The 19,824-nt window shown below is 70.5% G+C and carries 16 protein-coding genes; 9 read left to right on the forward strand and 7 right to left on the reverse strand.

Features of this window, described 5'->3' with window-relative positions; translation table 11 throughout:
- Window positions 1–548: 548 nt before the first annotated feature.
- Window positions 549–809: a hypothetical protein gene (locus tag AB0I88_RS09295; RefSeq protein ID WP_361020494.1), complete on the forward strand. Its 261-nt coding sequence runs from the start codon at window positions 549–551 to the stop codon at window positions 807–809.
- Window positions 810–826: 17 nt separating this feature from the next.
- On the opposite strand, the gene AB0I88_RS09300 is transcribed toward AB0I88_RS09295, so the two are convergent.
- Genes AB0I88_RS09300 through AB0I88_RS09310 form a run of 3 tightly spaced genes read right to left on the reverse strand, consistent with a single transcriptional unit; the run spans window position 827 to window position 5,439 of the window.
- Entirely contained in the window at window positions 827–2,029 is a 1,203-nt protein-coding gene (locus AB0I88_RS09300; RefSeq protein ID WP_361020496.1) for a hypothetical protein, read from the reverse strand.
- A 33-nt stretch (window positions 2,030–2,062) separates the two neighbouring features.
- Entirely contained in the window at window positions 2,063–3,724 is a 1,662-nt protein-coding gene (locus AB0I88_RS09305) for a GTPase (RefSeq protein WP_361020498.1), read from the reverse strand.
- The gene (locus AB0I88_RS09310; RefSeq protein WP_361020500.1) at window positions 3,721–5,439 is read right to left on the reverse strand and encodes an ABC transporter; all 1,719 of its coding nucleotides are present in this window, start codon (window positions 5,437–5,439) and stop codon (window positions 3,721–3,723) included. Before AB0I88_RS09310 ends, AB0I88_RS09305 begins: the two co-directional genes overlap by 4 nt.
- A 344-nt stretch (window positions 5,440–5,783) precedes the next feature.
- On the opposite strand from AB0I88_RS09310, the gene dnaK reads away from it, so the two are divergent.
- From dnaK to AB0I88_RS09330, 4 genes are all read left to right on the forward strand, one after another.
- Window positions 5,784–7,625 (forward strand): molecular chaperone DnaK, encoded by a 1,842-nt coding sequence (dnaK, locus tag AB0I88_RS09315; RefSeq protein ID WP_361020502.1) that lies wholly within the window; start codon window positions 5,784–5,786, stop codon window positions 7,623–7,625.
- Window positions 7,622–8,233 carry a nucleotide exchange factor GrpE gene (gene grpE / locus AB0I88_RS09320; RefSeq protein WP_361020504.1) on the forward strand — a complete coding sequence of 204 codons (612 nt, stop codon included), beginning with the start codon at window positions 7,622–7,624 and terminating at the stop codon, window positions 8,231–8,233. The genes dnaK and grpE overlap by 4 nt, the downstream gene beginning before the upstream one ends.
- Window positions 8,234–8,305: 72 nt before the next feature.
- Window positions 8,306–9,487, forward strand: coding sequence for a molecular chaperone DnaJ (dnaJ, locus tag AB0I88_RS09325; protein WP_361020506.1), 1,182 nt, complete (start codon window positions 8,306–8,308; stop codon window positions 9,485–9,487).
- A gap of 37 nt (window positions 9,488–9,524) precedes the next feature.
- Window positions 9,525–9,968, forward strand: coding sequence for a MerR family transcriptional regulator (locus AB0I88_RS09330; RefSeq protein WP_361020508.1), 444 nt, complete (start codon window positions 9,525–9,527; stop codon window positions 9,966–9,968).
- 65 nt (window positions 9,969–10,033) lie between these two features.
- Here the strand turns inward: AB0I88_RS09330 and AB0I88_RS09335 are convergent, their stop codons facing one another.
- From AB0I88_RS09335 to AB0I88_RS09350, 4 genes are all read right to left on the reverse strand, one after another.
- On the reverse strand, window positions 10,034–10,480 hold the full coding sequence (locus AB0I88_RS09335) for a hypothetical protein (RefSeq protein WP_361020510.1): 447 nt from the start codon (window positions 10,478–10,480) through the stop codon (window positions 10,034–10,036).
- A 184-nt stretch (window positions 10,481–10,664) separates the two neighbouring features.
- On the reverse strand, window positions 10,665–11,876 hold the full coding sequence (locus tag AB0I88_RS09340; protein WP_361020512.1) for a cation:proton antiporter: 1,212 nt from the start codon (window positions 11,874–11,876) through the stop codon (window positions 10,665–10,667).
- A gap of 6 nt (window positions 11,877–11,882) precedes the next feature.
- Window positions 11,883–12,380 carry a cation:proton antiporter regulatory subunit gene (locus AB0I88_RS09345; RefSeq protein ID WP_361020514.1) on the reverse strand — a complete coding sequence of 166 codons (498 nt, stop codon included), beginning with the start codon at window positions 12,378–12,380 and terminating at the stop codon, window positions 11,883–11,885.
- 10 nt (window positions 12,381–12,390) lie between these two features.
- Window positions 12,391–13,614 (reverse strand): sugar efflux transporter, encoded by a 1,224-nt coding sequence (locus AB0I88_RS09350; RefSeq protein ID WP_361020516.1) that lies wholly within the window; start codon window positions 13,612–13,614, stop codon window positions 12,391–12,393.
- 81 nt (window positions 13,615–13,695) lie between these two features.
- Between AB0I88_RS09350 and clpB the strand changes: the two genes are divergently transcribed.
- From clpB to AB0I88_RS09370, 4 genes are all read left to right on the forward strand, one after another.
- Entirely contained in the window at window positions 13,696–16,284 is a 2,589-nt protein-coding gene (clpB, locus tag AB0I88_RS09355; RefSeq protein ID WP_361020518.1) for an ATP-dependent chaperone ClpB, read from the forward strand.
- 630 nt (window positions 16,285–16,914) lie between these two features.
- Window positions 16,915–18,210 (forward strand): hypothetical protein, encoded by a 1,296-nt coding sequence (locus AB0I88_RS09360; RefSeq protein ID WP_361020520.1) that lies wholly within the window; start codon window positions 16,915–16,917, stop codon window positions 18,208–18,210.
- A gap of 194 nt (window positions 18,211–18,404) precedes the next feature.
- Window positions 18,405–19,049: a hypothetical protein gene (locus AB0I88_RS09365; RefSeq protein WP_361020522.1), complete on the forward strand. Its 645-nt coding sequence runs from the start codon at window positions 18,405–18,407 to the stop codon at window positions 19,047–19,049.
- A gap of 377 nt (window positions 19,050–19,426) precedes the next feature.
- Complete coding sequence (locus tag AB0I88_RS09370) at window positions 19,427–19,744, forward strand: hypothetical protein (RefSeq protein ID WP_361020524.1); 318 nt, start codon at window positions 19,427–19,429, stop codon at window positions 19,742–19,744.
- Window positions 19,745–19,824: the final 80 nt, after the last annotated feature.

Consider the following 19,824-nt stretch of genomic DNA (forward strand, 5'->3'; position numbering starts at 1 on the left):
CGCCCACATCGCCGGCGCCATCGACTTCATCGCGGGCCGGTGCCGTGCCGTCGCGGACGGCGGTCCCGGTCCGACCGGCCCGGCCGAAGCGGGACCTGCCGCCGCGGATGGCACGGTCCGTGCCCGACGGCTTCCCCACAGTTGTGGACCTGCCTTCCGTCCCTGCAGAGGATGAAGTCCCGAAGCCCTTCCTCTCCTCCTCTTACCCATCAGTACCCGGCCTGCCGCGCGTTCCCGACGAGCCGAGCCGGACCGGTTCCGACCAGGACAGTCCTTCCGCGCATCGGTCCTCACCGGACCGGAACACCACACCGGACCGGCCGTTCCGGCCATCCCGGGACCGGCACTCGGCGGGTGATCCGCCGACCGTGCCGGACAAGCCGAACCGGGGCCGGCGGGCCGCACCGAGCCCGCGGGCCGTGCCCGACGAACCCGATCGGGACGCGTCGGACCACGACGAATCACCCTGCCGGGACCACGGGTCCTCCCGCTTCACCGTCCATGACAGCCGGTCGCCGGACCGGCCCCGACACCGTCGGAGGTCAGCGATGAACGATCGCCACCACAACGTCCGCGCGTCCCGGATCCTCGAACAGAGCTACTCGGGCGGACATCCCAACGTCGCCCGCCGCCTGCTCGACGACTCCAGCTCCGAGGAGAGGCGACTGGGCAACCGCCCCTATCGCGGCCTGCACCGGGCCGAGCACACCAACTACCCGGAGGAGCTCAACGGCTCCCGCGACCGTGACTCACGAGTCGGCCGCCACCACGCCGACCCGTCCTCCGAGCACCACATCAACCGACGCTGACCCGGCGTGGACCGTGATCAGTCGTCCCGGTTGGCTTCCAGCCAGGCGTCGATGGCGGCGGTGTCGTTGGGGTCCACACCCTCGGCGATGAGCTGGGCCACCGCCGCGGTGGCCGGGCTGCGGCGCTCACCCGTCGTGTAGAGCCGGGCGAACTCCGGGATCAGATCCTCCAGCGCGGCCTCGGCCTGCTCGACCGCGGTGGCGGGCAGGCCCCGGCGCCGCATCGCGAACGCCGCCCAGGCCCGCACCACCCGGGGCATCATGGCCGCGTCGTCCATGTCCAGCACGGCCCGCCGGTGCACCCAGTCGAGCAGGAACAGGCCGGCCACCGACGGGCTCCAGCGCAGCGGATCGTCGCCGGGCAGGGTGGCGCCGTGGTCCAGCAGCAGACTCAGGCAGAACTCCAGCGACGCGCTCTCCGGTGTCGCCGCCGGCCCGGTCGGCAGCTCGAACCGGGCCGCCTCCGGGGAGTTCAGGAAATCCCGGATCAGGCCGGTGTCATCCGGCCCGAGCGGCTCGGTGAGCGGCGGAGTGGTCGCCACCGGCAGCAGCGCGAGCCGGGCCCCGGCCAGCGCCCGGTCGGTGGCGAGGGAGCCGTCCGACGGCAGGTCGCCCAGCCCGTCGGTGACCTCCAGATGCCGGCTCACCTCGTCGCGCAGCCGGCCCGGGTCCTCGCTGCGAAACCAGGTCAGCTCGTCGCCGGCGCAGATCTCCCGCACCTGCTCCAGCAGCGCCTCCGCCGAGGTGGCCACGAAGACGTCCTTGGTGATGCCGATGTTGTGATCGACGAGCGCCACCACGGCGTGCGGTGGGCCGCCGTCCGACGCGTCCTCGTACGCGAAGGTGACCAGGTAGGACGTCTGATCCCCATACACGTCGCCGTAAGCCCAGCAGCCGGTGGGCCGGACCCGCCCGAGCTGACCGGCCCACGACGGCGATCGCCGGTCGTGGCCGATCCGGTCGGCGCCGTCGGCATCCGGAACCAGGGTGGCGAAGACATCGCGGATGGTCACCGCGGCGGGTGTGCCGGTGTGGACCGTGGCGGTCAGGAACCGGCCGACGAAGTCGCGCACCGCCTCGGCGCGGTCCTCCGCGGCCATCGCGTAGACACTGCCGAGCAGCGCCGCGCCGAGCATCTCGGCGTCGAGCGCGCAGCCCAGTTTCGTGACGTCGCGGGCCGCGTGCAGCACGGCGTCATACGCGGACCGGGGTGCTGGCATGCCGCGAGCCTACGCCCGCGGACCCGGCCCGAACTACTCCGCGCGCACCACCACGAGCGCTTCCCTCGCCTGGGCGTAGGCGTTCAGCACCTCGCGGACCGGCGCCACCACGTACCCACGCCCGACCTCGGTGACCGCGGCCCGCAGCCGCTGCTCGGCCCGGCGCCGCGCCCGGCGTGCGCCGGCCTCGATGACCGGGCGCAGCACCAGCCAGAGAACCAGTCCGCCGAGGATGCCGCCGAGCAACAGCACGGTGGGCAGCGGAACCACCCCCACCTCGGGATTGTCGAGCTCCGGCAGGCCCAGGACGCGAAGCGCGTAGCCGAGGATCAGCCACGCCAGCCCGGCGGTCGCGACGGCCAGCAGCACCCATTGCAGGATCCCGACCACCCGCCACCAGATCGGCGTCCGTTCCATGCCGAGGTCGGTCTGCGCGACGGCCCGGTCGAGCGCGTCCGGCAGATCCGCCGTCCGGGAACGGGCCGCGGTGTTCAGCGCGGGCGCCCACGCCTCGGGCAGCGGGGCGGCGGCCCGCGCCGCGACGGCCCGGACCGAGAGGCTCACCGCCGACTTCTGCGCGGCGTCGGCCTCCGGCACAGAGGTACGCGGAACGACATCCGTGGACACCGAATCGGTCTTGACCGGCTCCAGGTGCAGCCGGCGCAACGGGTCGGGCCGCAGCCGCCGCAGCCCCCGGACCAGCGGCCAGCCGGTGGCCCCCGCCGCCCGGTGCCGGTAGGCGCCCGCGGTCGCGTCGGCCACGCCGGGCACCCCGGCCGACTCGGCCAGCGCGTCGCACAACTGCCGTACGGTCGCGCGGTCCACCTCGTCCTCGGCGGCCGGCGGCCCGATCATGCCGCCCAGTTCGTCGGCGACCGCGTTCAGATCGGCGTCGAGCCGGCGAAGCGCGGCCTGCCGGTTGGCCACCGTGTTCTCCAGCGCCGTCCGCAGCTCGCCGAGCATCCCGGGCTGCTTGGCCGAGCTGGCGATCACCGGGGCGCCGGTGAGCCCGTCCTCCTCGAGCAGGCGGGTCAGGTCGCCGAGCACCACCTCGGTGTCGCCGGGACTGAGCCGGTCGGCCTGATTGAGAACCACGATGGTGACGCCGGCGTGCGAGCTGAACTGGGACAGATAGGCCCGGTGCAGGACCCGGTCGCCGTATTTCTGCGGATCGACCACCCAGACGATCTGGTCCACCAGACCGAGCAGCCGGTCCACCTCCAGCCGGTGGCCGCGTTCGACCGAGTCGAAGTCGGGCAGGTCGAGCAGAACCAGCCCGTGCAGCGCCGCCTCGTCGTCGCCGTCCAGCGCGCTCTCCCGGACGAACCGCTGCCGGGGCAGCACACCCACCCAGTCGAGCAGCCGGTTCGCCGGCTCCAGCGGCCCCCAGACACAGGCGTGCGCCGTGCCGGTGGTCGGCCGGCGGACCCCGACCTGCGAGAGCTTGAACCGGGCGAGCGCGTTGAACAGGCTGGACTTTCCGCTGCCGGTGCTGCCGGCGAGCGCCACCACGGTGTGGTCGAGCGAGAGCGACAGCCGGTTGCCGGCGCGTTCCACCAGCGTGTGGGCGGCGACCAGGTCGCTGTCCGGAAGGTACGGATCGACGACCCGCAGGAACCGGGACAGCGCCTCCAGCCGGCGGGCCAGCTCATCGCCGTCGACCCGCTTCTCGGGCACCTTCTGCACCAGATTCATGACCCGGACCCGGTCAACGCAAGTTCCTTCCTGGCGGTCTCCACCTCGACGGCGGCCCCGCGCAGCAGAGCGCCGTCCGACGTCTCGTGGCGTGCCACCGCGGTCCGCTCGGTGAACCGGGCGGCCTCGGCGGCGAGCAGTTCCTCGAACCGGGTCATCAACTCGGTGCGGGCCCGTGCCGCGAGAGTACGGATGGCCTGGTCACCGAAGACGGCCTCGAGCACCTTCTGCGCGGCGACCGCGCTGCCGGCGCCCGCCGCCACCTCCAGCCCGGTCGGGATGAACGCGGTCGACGTGAACACCGCGATCATGACAGCCAGGCCGGCGCCGTTCACCGCGTACGCCGCGCCGCGGGCCACCGCCCGTTTGTCCGACGCCTCGCGCCGGACCAGGTCGAGCACCCACTGCTGCCAGTCCCGGACCATGCGGTCGGCGCGCTCCGGCAGGCTGTCCGAGGCTTTCCGCAGTTCGGGTACGAGCAGGACGGCGCCGGCCGGGTGCGCGTGCCAGGCCGAGTACGCCTGTTCGGCGGCGTCCGTCGCCACCCCGCGCAGCAGGGTGACCAGCTGGGACTCCATGGCCACCTGAAGGGTGCGGCCCGGCGCCGGCCGTCCGCTGATGGCGGCCACCACCCGGTCGCGCATGTGCCCGACCCGTGACTCGAGGCTGCGCAGGAACTCGCCGGTGCCGACGAACTCCTGCCAGCGGGCCAGCACCTCGCCGCGGAGCAGCCGGCCGTCGCGCAGCCCCTCCTCGGCGGTGCGCAGCGCGTTGCGGTAGGCGGACTCCACCCGCTCGTCCAGCGAGTGCGCCACCCGGGTCTGCTCGTCGGCCGCCTCGGCCAGCCCGGCGAGCGCCGGGGCGAGGGCGCCGAGCGCACCGTCGAGGGTTTGCCGGACCACCGTGGCGCGGGCGTTCGCGTCCCCGGCGAGCTGGGCGAACCACACCCGCATCGGGCCGATCGCCGAGTCCGGCAGCAGACCGCGCCCGTCCAGCTCGGTCTCCGGCAGCACGAACAGCGGGGCGGCGCCCAGGTCGTTGTCGGTGAGCATCTCGCCCAGGTGGGCGGCGATCTCGGCGGCCGCGTCGACCGGCACCCGGTCCAGGACCAGGGCGATCACCGTGCCGCGCAGCCGGGCGGTGATGAGCAGCTCCCACGGGACGGCGTCCGCGTACCGTGCGGCGGTGGTGACGAACAGCCACAGGTCGGCGGCCGCCAGCAGTTGGGCGGCGAGGTGACGGTTGTGGTCGACGACCGAGTCGATGTCCGGAGCGTCCAGCAGGGCCAGGCCGGGACCGATCGTCGGCACGGCCACCACCTGCAGCGCGTCCGGCGCGGTGCTGGCCTGCCCGGTACGGGTGAGCCCGGGCAGCAGACCGCCCCGGCCGAACCAGGCCACGTCGTCCGGGTGCGCCACCAGGACCGGGGACCGGGTGGTGGGCCGCAACACGCCGGCCGTGCTCACCGGGGCCTGGACCAGGCTGTTCACCAGAGTGGACTTCCCGGCCCCGGTGGAGCCGCCGACGACCACCAGCAGGGGCGCGTCGAGCCTGGCGAGGCGGGGCAGCAGGTAATCGTCGAGCTGGTCGATCAGGGCCGACCCGACCCGCCGTGCCTCGTCCGCGGAGGGCAGCGCCAGGGGGTACGAGACCGAGCCCAGTGCTGCCCGCAATCGGGTGAGCGCGGTCGCGAGCCGTCCCACCGCGGGCGGCACGTTTTGCAGGTTCGGCTGCCTGACCTGGCCACCCCCCGTACGATCTGATGGGTCTATGGCCGCTTTGACCTGGTGTTTCTCATCCGATGCGGCGGGGACGGCGGAAAGGGCCGACGGACCGACCGCGTCTCCGTGCGTCGTCACGGGTAAAGCGTGCACGATCTATGCATCCAGGACAACGGGTCCCGGTATGCCGTGACCTGACAGGTATGTCGCCAGCGCTGAGTTGCGCCGCGCCGACTCAACTTCGATTTGACGGTGTGCGGACCCGTGGCATCATTGAGTCGGTTCCACTCAACCCTGTCGGTAGCTAGACCCTGTCGGGTAGCAAAGCGAGGAACACCATGGCACGTGCGGTCGGCATCGACCTCGGCACCACGAACTCCTGCGTCAGCGTTCTGGAAGGAGGCGAGCCCACCGTCATCGCCAACGCGGAGGGCTCCCGGACGACTCCGTCGATCGTCGCCTTCGCCCGCAACGGCGAGGTGCTCGTCGGTGAGGTCGCCAAGCGCCAGGCGGTGACGAACCCCGACCGGACGATTCGCTCGGTCAAGCGGGAAATCGGTACGAACTGGTCGATCGACATCGACGGCAAGCAGTACACGCCGCAGGAGATCTCCGCGCGTGTGCTGATGAAGCTGAAGCGGGACTCCGAGGCGTACCTCGGCGAGACCATCACCGACGCGGTCATCACCGTTCCGGCGTATTTCAACGACGCCCAGCGTCAGGCCACCAAGGAGGCCGGCGAGATCGCGGGGCTCAACGTCCTGCGGATCGTGAACGAGCCGACCGCCGCCGCTCTGGCGTACGGGCTGGACAAGGGTTCCAAGGAGCAGACCGTCCTGGTCTTCGACCTCGGCGGCGGCACCTTCGACGTCTCGCTGCTGGAGCTGGGCGACGGCGTCATCGAGGTCAAGTCCACCTCCGGTGACAACCACCTGGGCGGCGACGACTGGGACCAGCGGATCATCGACCACCTGGTCAAGACCTTCCGCGGCGAGCACGGCATCGACCTCTCGCAGGACAAGATGGCGCTCCAGCGTCTGCGTGAGGCGGCCGAGAAGGCCAAGATCGAGCTGTCCGCGGCCACCACCACCAGCATCAACCTGCCCTACATCACCGCGGGGGCGAACGGGCCGCTGCACCTGGACACGTCGCTGAGCCGTGCCGAGTTCCAGCGGATGACGCAGGACCTGCTGGACCGCTGCAAGGGTCCGTTCGAGGCCGCGATCAAGGACGCCGACGTCAAGCTGTCCGACATCGACCACGTCATCCTGGTCGGCGGCTCGACGCGTATGCCGGCGGTCACCGAGCTGGTGCAGGGCCTGATCGGCCGCGAGCCGAACAAGGGCGTCAACCCGGACGAGGTCGTCGCCGTCGGCGCCGCCCTCCAGGCCGGTGTGCTCAAGGGCGAGGTCAAGGACGTCCTGCTGCTCGATGTCACCCCGCTCTCGCTGGGCATCGAGACCAAGGGCGGCATCATGCACAAGCTGGTGGAGCGCAACACCACCATCCCGGCGCACCGCTCCGAGGTCTACACCACGGCCGACGACAACCAGCCCTCCGTGCTGATCCAGGTCTACCAGGGTGAGCGCGAGATGGCGGCGAACAACAAGAAGCTCGGCACCTTCGAGCTCAGCGGCATCGCCCCGGCGCCGCGCGGCGTTCCGCAGATCGAGGTCTCCTTCGACATCGACGCGAACGGCATCGTGCACGTGTCCGCCAAGGACCTGGGCACGGGCAAGGAGCAGAAGATGACGATCACCGGCGGCTCCGCGCTGCCGAAGGAAGACATCGAGCGCATGATGCGCGACGCTCAGGACCACGCGGACGACGACAAGAAGCGCCGCGAGGACGCCGAGGCCCGCAACCTGGCCGAGCAGCTCCAGTGGCAGACCGAGAAGTTCCTGGCGGAGAGCGGCGACAAGCTCCCCGAGGAGAGCAAGAGCAAGATCAACGAGGCGCTCGGCGAGCTGCGTGGCGCGCTCGGCGGCACCGACATCGAGAAGATCAAGTCGGCCCACGAGCGGCTGTCCCAGGTCTCCCAGGAGGCCGGTTCGCTGCTCTACTCGCAGGGCGAGACCCCGCAGGCCGCCGCGGGCGGTGCGCCGGGTGGCGCGACCGGTCCGGCGGCCGGCGGCGACGACGTGGTCGACGCCGAGATCGTGGAGGACGACAAGAAGTGAGTGCCAGGGACGACGACAACGACGGTCCGGCGGCCGAGCGGGAAGTCATCCAGGGCGAGATCGAGGAGACTGCCGAGGAGACTTCCTCCGAGGAGTCGGCGCAGAAGCCGGCCGGCGCGCACCGCGCTCCCGATGCGGAGATCCCGGCGGCCGACGATGCCAAGCCCGGTCTCGGCGCCGAGCTGGAGGCACTGCGGGGTGAGCTCGACGAGCGGACCCACGACCTCCAGCGGGTGACCGCGGAGTACGCCAACTATCGCAAGCGGGTCGACCGTGACCGCGGCGCGGCCGCCGAGCAGACCACCGGCAAGGTCCTCACCGACCTGCTGCCGGTGCTGGACGACATCGACCGGGCCCGGGAGCACGGGGACCTGGTCGGGCCGTTCGCCTCGGTGGCCGAGCAGCTCACCGCGGTGACCGGCAAGCTGGGCCTGGTGGCCTTCGGGGAGAAGGGCGACCCCTTCGACCCGAACCGCCACGAGGCGGTCGCGCACCAGACGTCCGCGGACGTCTCCGAGCCGACCTGCGTCGAGGTGATGCGCCGTGGCTACTCGCTGGGTGAGCGGCTGCTCCGCCCGGCGATGGTCGCGGTCGCCGACCCGGAGTGAGATCAGTGATCGAGTCCCGCTCGCCGGTTCGCCGGCGGGCGGGACGTCGCCAACTCGAGGAGGTGGACTGACATGAGCTCGAAGGACTGGCTCGAGAAAGACTTCTACGCCGTGCTCGGCGTGAGCAGGTCCGCCTCCCCCGACGAGATCAAGAAGGCGTACCGGAAGCTCGCCCGCGATCTGCACCCTGACCGGAACCCGGGCAACCAGGAGGCGGAGGAGAAGTTCAAGGCCGCTTCCGAGGCGTACGACGTGCTCGCCGACGACAAGAAGCGCAAAGAGTACGACGAGATGCGCTCGCTGTTCGGCTCCGGCGCGTTCCGGCGCGGGGCACGGGGTGGCACGCAGTTCGATCCGTCGGACCTGTTCGGCGGTTTCTCCGGCGCCACGGCTCCGGGCGCCGACCGCCGATTCGGTGGTTCCGGCTTCTCCGACATCTTCAGCTCGATCTTCTCCGGCGGCCAGCAGCCCGGCTCGACCGCGCGGCGAGGACCCCAGCGTGGGCGGGATGTCGAGACCGAGGTCACCCTCGACTTCGTGCAGGCGGTCCGGGGCACCACACTGCCGCTGACTCTGCGGACCCCCGGCGCCTGTGACACCTGCCGGGGCAACGGCGCGAAACCGGGCACCACCCCGCGCGCGTGCCCGAAATGCCACGGCACCGGCCTGATCTCCAGCAACCAGGGCTCGTTCAGCTTCTCCGAACCGTGCCGGGACTGTCAGGGCTCGGGCAGCGTCGTGGACGAGAAATGCCCGGAGTGCCGCGGCACCGGCGGGGTCACCAAGACCCGTTCGATCAACGTCCGCTTCCCGGCGGGCGTCGCCGACGGCCAGCGGATCCGGCTCAGCGGCCGGGGAGAGCCGGGCGACCGTGGCGGTCCGGCCGGCGACTTGTATGTGCAGGTCAAGGTGCGGCCCGACGACCTGTTCGGGCGCAGCGGCGACGACCTGACTCTGACCGTGCCGATCACGATCGCCGAGGCCGTGCTGGGCACCGACCTGAAGGTGCCGACGCTGGACGTGCCGGTCACGTTGCGTGTGCCGCCGGGCACCCCGAGCGGCCGGAAGCTGCGCGCCAGGGGCAAGGGCGTGGCCCGCAAGGAGGGCCAGGCCGGCGATCTGATCGTGACCGTCGATGTGCAGATTCCGGCGACCGTCACCGGAGAGGCCCGGGACGCGCTGGAGAAATTCGCGAAGCTCACCCCACCGCCTGCGCGGGAGCGGCTCGACGCCCGCCTGCGCCGGGCCGGTTGAGCCGCGTCTGAAGGGACCCCGTCTCGGGAGGTGGTACATGTACGAAGAGATCAACATCTCGATGGAACAGTCCTCAGATGCGAAGGTTTTGATCATCTCGGTGGCGGCCCGGCTCGCCGGGATGCATCCGCAGACCCTTCGGCAGTACGACCGGCTCGGCCTGGTCCAGCCCGGCCGGGCCGGCGGCGGCGGCCGACGCTACAGCGAGCGCGATGTGGCACTGCTGCGTGAGGTGCAGAGACTCAGCCAGGAGGACGGCGTCAACCTGGCCGGCATCAAGCGCATCATCGGCCTCGAGCACCTGGTCGGCGATCTCCAGCAGCGGGTGGCCGAGCTCGAACAGCAACTCGAGGCGGCGTACACCCGGATCGCTCAGATGGAAGCGATGAGCAGCCCGTACGCGGGCCGGGACCTGGTGCGCCAGGAGACCCACTCGACAGCCCTGGTCGTGTGGCGTCCGCGTCGTTCTCCGGGTAAATGACAGCGGCGGCCCGGGATCCGGGCCGCCGCTACAGCACGTAGTGACCGCGTGAATACTGCGCGTACTCAGCGGCGATTGAACAGGCCCAGTCGGCGCGGGTAGCGCACCAGGCCGCCCTCCATCCAGTCGTGATGGTCGAAGAGCTCGGGCCGGGTCATCAGAACCCGGCAGTTGTGCGCCCAGATCTGCATCGGCTCGTCGCCGACCTGCTCCGCGCGCTCGATGAACTTCTTGAGCCGGCGCTTCCGCTGCCCGCTCGCGTTCTGCCGCACCCCGTCCGCGGCGTAGATGTACATACAGTGCTGCGCGAACCGCCGGGCCGGGCACTGCCGGTCCATGGCGAGTTCGAACAGCGTCGGGCCGAGCACATCGCCGGAGATCAGGAGATCCCAGTCCTTCGGCATGGTGCTCAACGGGACCGACTCAGGGTTGTATGCCCAGGTCTGCAGCTCGTCGGGTCGGGGATCGACCGGATTGCCGAAACCGAGGAATGTAGCTTCACGCACGCTCACGCCGCCGCCTCACTCAACCGTTCGCAACCAGGCCGACATCACTTACCGGCCACAGTGTCGAACGTCCCAATACTCAGAGTCGTCGCCGCGCAACGGTAGCGTGTGACGTGCCGCTACGGAAGTGTCAAGGGCTCACATTCAGATACCGGACAGTAACTTTAGGCTCTATCTGTGGGGGCGCAGGTCACTCCGCGGACGGCAGGGGTTTCTGGGCGGCCCGCTGGGCCGCTATCCGCTTCCGGATCAGCTCCTTGAACCACGCGTAATCGGTCAATCTAGCCAGCATCGGGCCGGACACCACCGTGATCAACACGTAGGCGGTCGCCAGCGGCGCCAGTCGCGCGTCGACGCCGTACACCACCGCGAGACCGGCGATCACCACGGAGAACTCGCCCCGGGGCATCAGGGCCAGACCGGCCCGGATCCGGCCGGGCAGCGCGATGCCGGCCCGGCCGGCCGCCAGATAACCGGTCAGTACCTTGGTCAACATGGTCAGCACGGCCAGCGCGAACGCCGGCAGCAGCACCGGCGGCATGTCGGCCGGGTTCGTGGAGAGCCCGAAGAAGACGAAGAACACCGCGGCGAACAGGTCACGCAGCGGCGACAGGATCTGGGTGGCGTGGTGCGCCACCGGCCCGGAGATGGCGATGCCGACCAGGAACGCGCCGACCGCCTCGGAGACCTTCAGCTCGCCGGCCACCCCGGCGATGAACAGGGTCAGCCCCAGGACGCTGAGCAGCAGCGCCTCCGGATCCTTCACCGAGATGAACCGGCTGATCTCACCGCCGTACCGGAGGGCCACCACCAGGACCGCGACCACCGTGACCACCGCGACCCCGAGCGTGCTCAACCCGTTCGCCAGGCCCAGCCCGGCCAGCACGGCGGTCACCACCGGCAGGTAGAAGGCCATCGCCAGATCCTCGATGACCAGCACCGACAGGATCGTCGGCGTCTCCCGGTTACCGACCCGGCCGAGATCGCCCAGCACCTTCGCGATCACCCCGGACGAGGACACCCAGGTGATGCCGGCCAGCACCAGCGCGGCCTCCCAGCCCCAGCCGAGCAGCAGCGCGAAACCCGCCCCCGGCAGAGCGTTCAGCAGCATGTCGATCAGGCCGGCCGGCGCCGCCGAGCGCAGGTTGCCGATCAGCTCGTCGGCCGAGTACTCCAGACCCAGCATGACCAGAAGCAGGATCACCCCGATCTGGGCGCCGATCGCGATGAACTCCTCGCTCGCCGACAGCGGCACCAGGCCACCCTGACCGAACGCCAGACCGGCCAGCAGATAGAGCGGAATCGGGGACAGCCCGAAACGACGACCCAGCCGACCGAGCATCCCGAGGCCGAACAGGAGCGCGCCGATCTCGATGAGCAGGATCGTCGTGTGGTGCTGCACGGCCGGTCAGCCGTCGTCGTCGCCGGCCAGGATGGCGGTGACGCCGTCCAGGCCGTGCCGTGTCCCGACCGCGACCACCACGTCGTTCGCCTCGAACTTGAACGACGGGCCGGGCGAGGCGATCACCTCGCGATCACGCAGCACGGCCACGATCGACGCGCTGGTCCGGCTACGGGCCCGGGTGTCGCCGAGTTCCCGCCCCACGAACGGGGAGCCGGCCGGCAGTGCGATCTGCTCGGTGAGCAGGCCCGCCGCCTGCTGCCGCAGGCCGGCCAGCTGACCCAGCATCAGCGAGGCGCCGAGCACGTCGGCGAGGGCTTCCGCCTCGTCGTCGGTGAGCGGTATCGAGGCCAGGCTCGAATCGGGATCGTCCACGTCGTACAGGACCAGGTCGCGGCGGCCGTTGCGGTGGGAGACCACCCCGACCGTACGACCTGACGTGGTCACCAGGTCATGGCGGACGCCGATTCCCGGCAGCGGAGTCTGTTCCACCCGTACGCGCACGATCTCTACGTTAGCCCTCAGCCTGGTGTGTCGCGTCGGTAACCGGACGAACCGGCAGCGCCGCCGGTGCCCGCCGCGGCCGGACCAGCAACAGCAGGATCAGGCCCGCCACGCTGAGACCCAGATTGATGCCGTAGGCCAGCCGGAAACCGTACTGCTGGGAGAGCCCGAAGAGGGGCGCCGCCAGGACCTGCCCGATCGGGAAGGTGTTGGTGAACATGGTCGTGGCCCGTCCCGGCTGCCGCGGCATCAGATCCTGTACGTAGGTGATGCCGAGCCCGGACGCCGCGGCGATGAAGACGGCGTTCAGGATCTGGGCCGCGACCAGCGTGCCGACCGACGACGCGGTCGCCACGACGAACTGGTACCCGACCGCGCACAGGGCGCCGCCGAGGATGATCCGGCGCAGCGGGACACGGGTGGAGAGCACCCCGAAGCCCAGCATCAACGGGATCTCCAGGGCCGCGCACAGTCCGAAGATCAAACCGGCGTCGCGGACCGACCCGGCCAACTCGGTGCTCAGGAACAGCGGCATGACCTGACCGCCCAGGACCATGGTGGTCTGGAGCAGGGTGAAGCCGCACAGGATCGGCCACAGGATTCGTGGCGCGCGGGCCGGGGGCTCCGTCTCCTTCTCCCGTGGCGCCGCCGGTGCCTCCACCTCCGGCAGGAACCGGACCGCGACCAGGGCGGCGAGCAGATAGAGGATGGCGGCGGCGCCGTAGACGTGGCGGAAGTCACCGGCGTCCAGCAGCAGCGCGGCCAGCGACGGGCCGCCCACCCAGGCGATCGAGAAGACGGTGCGCAGTGTGCTGATCCCCAGGGCGGTCCGTTTCGGATCATCTCGTTGCAGCACTTGGCGGGCGTACGCGAAGGATTGCGGGTAGAGCGCCCCGGCGGCGGCCGTGAGCGTCGCGGTGACCGCGAGCAGGATCCAGTAGTCCCGGAGGAAAGCGGTGAGCCCGCTGGCGGCGAAACCGGCCAGCGCGGCCGCGATGAGCAGCGCGCGGCGGATCGGGAAGCGGTCGGAGACGCGCCCGATGGCCGACGACATCGCCACCCCGGACAGCGAGGCGACGACCAGGAAGACGGTGGTCTGGACCGGGTCGGCATGCACCTCGGTGCTGAGGAAGAGTCCGAGGAAGGGGCCGACCACCGCGGTCGCGATGCCCGAGGTGAGGAACACCAGGCCGAGCGGGAGAAGGCGGCGGAACAACGGAAAAGAAGCCTTCACTTTCCGTACGTTACGGCTCCTCGATCGGGCGCGCTAAAGTTGAGCGCGCTACGCTCAAGTGTGTTGGCTGCAGGGGAGCTCATGAACACCGAACGCTTGACCACCAAGAGTCGAGAAGTGATCACCTCCGCGGTCGCTGACGCCGGCCGCCGCGGACACGCCACGGTCGAGCCCTGGCACATGCTCCAGGCGCTGCTCGACACCGGCGGATCCACCGCCACCGCCCTGCTGCGGGCGGTCGGCGCCAATCCGGCCGACATCCGCCGTGCCGCGGTGCGCGCGATCGAGCAGTTGCCGTCCGCGCGCGGCGCCAGCACCGCCGAGCCCGGCCTGTCCCGCGAGTTCGTCAACGCCATCGGCTCCGCCGACCTGATCGCCAAACCCCTCGGCGACGAGTATGTGTCGACCGAGCACCTGCTGGCCGGCCTGGCCCGGGTCGGCGGCGCGGTGTCGCAGGTGCTCAAGGACGCCGGTGCCGACGAGGACACGCTGGTCAACGCGTTCCCGCAGGTGCGCGGCGGCGACCGGCGGGTGACCACGGCCGATCCCGAGCAGACCTACAAGTCCCTGGAGAAGTACGGCGTCGACCTGACCGCGCTGGCCCGCGACGGCAAGATCGACCCGGTGATCGGACGGGACGCCGAGATCCGCCGGGTGGTGCAGGTGCTGTCCCGCCGGACCAAGAACAACCCGGTCCTGATCGGTGAACCGGGCGTCGGCAAGACCGCGATCGTGGAAGGGCTGGCCCAGCGGATCGTGGCCGGCGACGTGCCCGAGACGCTGCGCGACAAGAAGCTGGTCTCCCTCGATCTCGGGGCAATGGTCGCCGGCGCTCAGTACCGCGGCCAGTTCGAGGAGCGCCTGAAGAGCGTGCTCGAGGAGATCCGTGGCTCCAACGGGCAGGTCGTGACGTTCCTCGACGAGCTGCACACGGTCGTCGGCGCCGGCAAGGGCGAGGGCTCGATGGACGCGGGCAACATGCTCAAGCCGATGCTGGCCCGCGGTGAGCTGCGGATGGTCGGCGCCACCACTCTCGACGAGTACCGCGAGCACATCGAGAAGGACCCGGCCCTGGAGCGCCGGTTCCAGCCGGTCGTGGTCGGCGAGCCGACGGTGGAGGACACCATCGGCATCCTGCGCGGCCTCAAGGGCCGTTACGAGGCGCACCACCGCGTGCAGATCACCGACGCCGCCCTGGTCGCGGCCGCCAGTCTCTCCGACCGCTACATCAGCGACCGGTTCCTGCCGGACAAGGCGATCGACCTGATCGACGAGGCCGCCTCCCGGCTGCGTATGGAGATCGACTCCCGGCCAGTCGAGCTGGACCAGCTCCAGCGACAGGTCGACCGGATGCGGGTGGAGCGCCTCGCCCTGGAGAAGGAGACCGACCCGGCGTCGGTGGCCCGGCTGGAGCGCCTGATCGCCGACCTGGCCGACCGCGAGGAGGACCTGACCGCCCTCAACGCCCGGTGGGAGCGGGAGCGCGGCGGGCTCAACCGGGTGGGTGAGCTGAAGAAGCAGCTCGACGAGGCCCGGGCCGCGCAGGAGCGGGCCCAGCGTGACGGCGAGCTGCTCCAGGCGTCCCGGCTGCTCTACGAGGTCATCCCCAGCCTGGAGAAGGAGATCCAGGCGGCGGCCGACTCCGAGGACGAGAACACCGAGCCACCGATGGTCAAGGAGGAGGTGGGCGCCGACGACATCGCCGAGGTCGTCTCCTCGTGGACCGGCATCCCGGCCGGCCGGATGATGGAGGGCGAGACCACCAAGCTGCTGCGCATGGAGGAGTCCCTCGCCGCCAAGGTGATCGGCCAGCGCGAGGCGGTCGCCGCGGTGTCCGGGGCGGTCCGCCGCGCCCGTGCCGGCATCGCCGACCCGGACCGGCCGACCGGTAGCTTCCTGTTCCTCGGCCCCACCGGCGTCGGCAAGACCGAACTGGTGAAGGCGCTGGCCGGGTTCCTCTTCGACGACGAGCGGGCCATGGTCCGCATCGACATGAGTGAGTACGGGGAGAAGCACTCGGTGGCCCGGCTGGTCGGCGCCCCGCCCGGCTACGTGGGTTACGAGGAGGGCGGCCAGCTCACCGAGGCGGTGCGGCGCCGGCCGTACAGCGTGGTGCTGCTGGACGAGGTGGAGAAAGCCCACCCCGACGTCTTCGACCTGCTGCTCCAGGTGCTCGACGACGGCCGGCTCACCGACGGCCAGGGACGGACGGTCGATTTCCGCAACGCCATCCTGGTGCTCACGTCGAACCTGGGCTCGTCGACCGCCGACTTCACCATGAGCGACGAGGAGCGCCACGACGAGGTGCTGGCCGCGGTCCGGGCGCACTTCAAGCCCGAGTTCCTGAACCGGCTCGACGACATCGTCGTCTTCCACGCCCTCACCAAGGGCGATCTGACCGCGATCGTGGACATCCAGCTGGAACGGCTACGGGCCCGGCTCGCCGAGCGGCGGCTCGACCTCGCGGTCGCCCCGGCCGCGGTGGAGTGGCTGGGCGAGCACGGTTACGACCCGATCTACGGCGCCCGGCCGCTGCGCCGGCTGGTCCAGTCGTCGATCGGAGACCAGTTGGCCAAGGCCTTGCTGTCCGGCGAGATCCGGGACGGTGACACCGTGGCGGTCGATCTGAGCGAAAGCAAGGACGGCCTGTCGGTCCGCCGAGGCCTCTGACGGAGACGGGCCCCGGGTTTCCCCGGGGCCCATCGCTCATCTGTCCGCCTCCCGCTGCCGGTAGGCCTGAGTCATCAGAACGTCCGTGATGGCGTGTTCGCCGTCCGCGGACCAGATCCGTATGCCGTCTCGATGGAGTTGGTACCGGACGTCTTTGAAACGCGTCCGGGTGTCGTCATGGTGAACGACGTCGAGGGTGTCGGCGTGGGGCATGGGACTCACCGGTCCTTAACAGGTCTGGGGCGGCCGCGGTGTGGTCACGCGGCCGGCGCAATCGGAATGGCACCGTCAGCCGGTCTGCCTCGGCCCCGGGGAAGTGTGCGCGGGGCGGGCGACTCGTGCGGGCACGGCGTGCCGCTGGAGCTGCTTGCTTCCAGTCGGGCGCCACGGAATCGAAGTCTAGGGGGCGCCGTCCAGGCGCGTCGCCCCCCGATCGAGCGACGTTTTACGGTCATTTGGGGTCATCGGTGCCTGATGTTGCCACATGGATGCGGAGGGTGCGGCTCGGTCGCGTGATCTGGCCTCCGACAGATACCGTGAATTGATCTATAGGAGGGCAGTGTGTCCGTACCGACATATCCGGGCCACCACCCGCAACCGGCGCGACCGGTCGTGGTGACCGCTTCATCAATGCTGCTTTACCTCGTCGTGGCCATGCAGTTGCTGAGCGCAGGCCTGGTGGTGTCGATGATCGGCACCGTCACGGAGGCGTACCAGGACGCCATGGACACCAGCGACGTCCCCGGCGAGATCGGCACCTTCATCAGCATCGTGCTGATCCTCACCGCGTCCGTCTACCTGCTGATCGCGATCGGCCTCGTCGTGCTGGCGATCTTCAACAACCGTGGAAAGAACGGATCACGGGTCACCACCTGGGTCATCGCGGGCCTCGGCCTGTGCTGCAACTCACTCAGCCTCGGCGGCACCGCCGCCGGCACCGCGGTCGGCGGGACCGTGCCGTCGACCACCGACCAGGCTCAGGTCGAGGCGGAGGTCGCGGCCGCGATGCCCGGTTGGTACGACGCGCTCGGCCTGGTCAGCTCGGTGGTCACCGTGCTGGCGCTGCTCGGGGCGATCATTCTGCTCGCGCTTCCGCAGTCGAACGCGTTCTTCCGCCGGCCGGTGGCGTGGAACCCTGCCATGCCGTTCGGGCCCTACCCGGGGCAGCCGGGATATCCGGGGTTCCCCGTCCAACCGGGATACCCGCCCCCGCCTGGACAGGCGGGTCATCCGGGCTACCCCGGTCAGCCCCAGCCCGGGTTCTACGCCCAGGTCTCCTACCCGCCGCCGTTGCCGCCGGCACAACCGCCGGCCTTCCCGGTGCAGCCGCCGTACCCGAGCGGTGTGCCCACCTATCCGCCGCCGCCCAGCCACTTCGGCTCGCCCGAGCAGTACGGGCGACCGGGGGAGCCCGCGCCCGGACTGCCGCCCTACCCCGGTCAGCCGGGGAGCACACCGTCGACCGGGCTGGAGCCGTCCAGCGATCCGTGGGCCGCCCCGCAGGAGGCCTCGGCCGGCCCTGAGCCGTCGCCCGCCGCTCTGCCGCCGTCGCCGAACCCTGAGCCGTCGCCCGCCGCCTTGCCACCGTCGCCGAACCCCGAGCCGTCGCACGCCGCCTTGCCGCCGGAGCCTTCGCCGTGGGCCGCGCCTTCGCCGTGGGCCGCGCCGTTGCCCTCGGAGCGGTCGCCGGACGTTCCGCCGGCTTCCGCGCCGGATTCTTCGCCGGCGTCCGCGCCGCCCTTCGTGCCGGATTCTTCGGCGGCTTCCGTGCCGGGGCCGTCGGCCTATCCGGCGCCCCCCGCACCGCCCTCTGTGCCGGAGTCTTCGCCGGCCTCGCCGCCGGCTTCCGCCGCGCCGGAGCCTTCGCCGGAGCCGCCCTCCGGTGGCGCATCGGAGGGCGAGCCGCCGCAGCGGCCCGCCACCTGATCGGTTCCGGACCGGTCCATCCACCCGGATGGACCGGTCCGGCCACTTCCGGGGCCGTCACACGATAGGTTCTTGCCAGCCGAACCACGCGGGAGCCATCGATGTCGTACGCCGCCCAGCCTCCGCCCGCCGCCACGCCCCCGGCGGTCCGCCGGCCAACCACCGTCACTCTGGCGGTGACCCTGCTCTGGGCCATGGCCGCGGCGGGCCTCACCTATGCGGTCGGCATGGTGGCGGTCACACCAGCCGTGGTGAGCCGTTTCCGGGACGCCACCGCGGGCTCCGACACGTCTGAGAACTTCATCTCCGTGGTCTGGCTGATCTCCGCGCTCGCTCTGGTGCTGGCGCTGCTGGTGCTTGCCCTCTTCCTGGTGCTCGGGATCGCGCTGCGCCGCGGCAACCGGCTGGCCCGTGCGGTGACCCTGGGCGTGTGCGGCCTCGGCATCCTGGGCGGCTGCGGGACGCTCGTCGTGCTCGCGGTCCAGCGTTCGGGCGAGGCGGCGCCGGGTTCGCTGGGTGAGGCGCTGAACGAGGCGTACCCCGAAGGGTGGATCGTTCTGAACGTCGTGGTGGCCGTCGCGCAGCTGATCGCGTACCTCGGAGTGGGCGTTCTGCTTCTGGCGGCTCCGGGTGAGTTCTTCGGCCGGACGGTGCCGGCGGGGACCGCGCTGCCGGGTTTTGTGCCGCCGAGTCAAATCGTCGCGTCAACCACGGAGTGGGCTGCCCCACAATCGCAGCCGTTTGTTACTGGCCGGTCCGAACCCGATCAGTTCCCGGATCAACCTACGCCGCGGAAGTCGGAACCGAACCCGGAAGACGAGTACTGGTCACGACCGTAGGTGTGAGCGGTTCCGTATCGACGACTGTGGGTCACTCGAACGGGTACGGTCCGTTTCTGTCGCTGTCACTCGATCGGCTGTCCGGATAGATCAAGACCGGCCGGACGGTGGGTGTTTTCGCCCGTACGGACAAACGTGATTAGGCGGTTTCACAGGCTCTTCACAGCCCAGTCACCAGGTGATCCTGAGGGTCGCCCGGGTACGGTGCAGACGTTAGGTGCTTTGAGCAGCATCTATGCTCTGCGGGAGGGTCGAGATCAGTTGTGAGATCAGTAAACCTTCTTTACAGCAAGGCTCAAAGGTCTGCGTCAATCGTTCCGTTCCGTCCCGCCGGGGGGAGAGTTTCCGGTTTCCGTCCAGCCAGTACGCTCGATGTCATGAGAGCAAGGCACGACCTGGGTAAATTCATCACTGAATTGTCCGTCGCGCAGCGTGGTGTCGTGCTTTCATCTGGTCGTGGGGTGAGTGGGGAACCGGAGATCGCGCAGTGTGGCGTGATGGCCTCGACGCGTTCCGTGCCGAGTCATCGTCGAGGATCGGTAGGCCGAAACAATCGACGAATTGACAATGTGGTCCGACTCACTCCGGAGGCGGGGATCGAGACCTCGACACGGATGGGTAGCGACCAGAAGGCGACTGAGGCGTTGCAGGAGGCAGAGACCGAAGTCGTCATCGCACGAAAGGTGGACCGGTGAGGGTGTCCGGGCTGGCCGACTCGGCGATCGATGTCGGCCTTACGGCCTGAAAGTTAGCCGGTTCGTTCCTGCGCACATGC

The sequence above is a fragment of the Actinoplanes sp. NPDC049802 genome, from assembly GCF_040656595.1.
Classification (GTDB): domain Bacteria; phylum Actinomycetota; class Actinomycetes; order Mycobacteriales; family Micromonosporaceae; genus Actinoplanes.

What these genes read in the sequence shown, in the direction of transcription:
- AB0I88_RS09295 (WP_361020494.1), top strand. Translation starts at nt 549, where the DNA reads ATGAACGATCGCCACCACAACGTCCGCGCGTCCCGGATCCTCGAACAG.
- AB0I88_RS09300 (WP_361020496.1), bottom strand. Translation starts at nt 2,029, where the DNA reads ATGCCAGCACCCCGGTCCGCGTATGACGCCGTGCTGCACGCGGCCCGC.
- AB0I88_RS09305 (WP_361020498.1), bottom strand. Translation starts at nt 3,724, where the DNA reads ATGAATCTGGTGCAGAAGGTGCCCGAGAAGCGGGTCGACGGCGATGAG.
- dnaK (WP_361020502.1), top strand. Translation starts at nt 5,784, where the DNA reads ATGGCACGTGCGGTCGGCATCGACCTCGGCACCACGAACTCCTGCGTC.
- dnaJ (WP_361020506.1), top strand. Translation starts at nt 8,306, where the DNA reads ATGAGCTCGAAGGACTGGCTCGAGAAAGACTTCTACGCCGTGCTCGGC.
- AB0I88_RS09330 (WP_361020508.1), top strand. Translation starts at nt 9,525, where the DNA reads ATGTACGAAGAGATCAACATCTCGATGGAACAGTCCTCAGATGCGAAG.
- clpB (WP_361020518.1), top strand. Translation starts at nt 13,696, where the DNA reads ATGAACACCGAACGCTTGACCACCAAGAGTCGAGAAGTGATCACCTCC.
- AB0I88_RS09360 (WP_361020520.1), top strand. Translation starts at nt 16,915, where the DNA reads ATGCTGCTTTACCTCGTCGTGGCCATGCAGTTGCTGAGCGCAGGCCTG.
- AB0I88_RS09365 (WP_361020522.1), top strand. Translation starts at nt 18,405, where the DNA reads ATGGCCGCGGCGGGCCTCACCTATGCGGTCGGCATGGTGGCGGTCACA.
- AB0I88_RS09370 (WP_361020524.1), top strand. Translation starts at nt 19,427, where the DNA reads ATGAGAGCAAGGCACGACCTGGGTAAATTCATCACTGAATTGTCCGTC.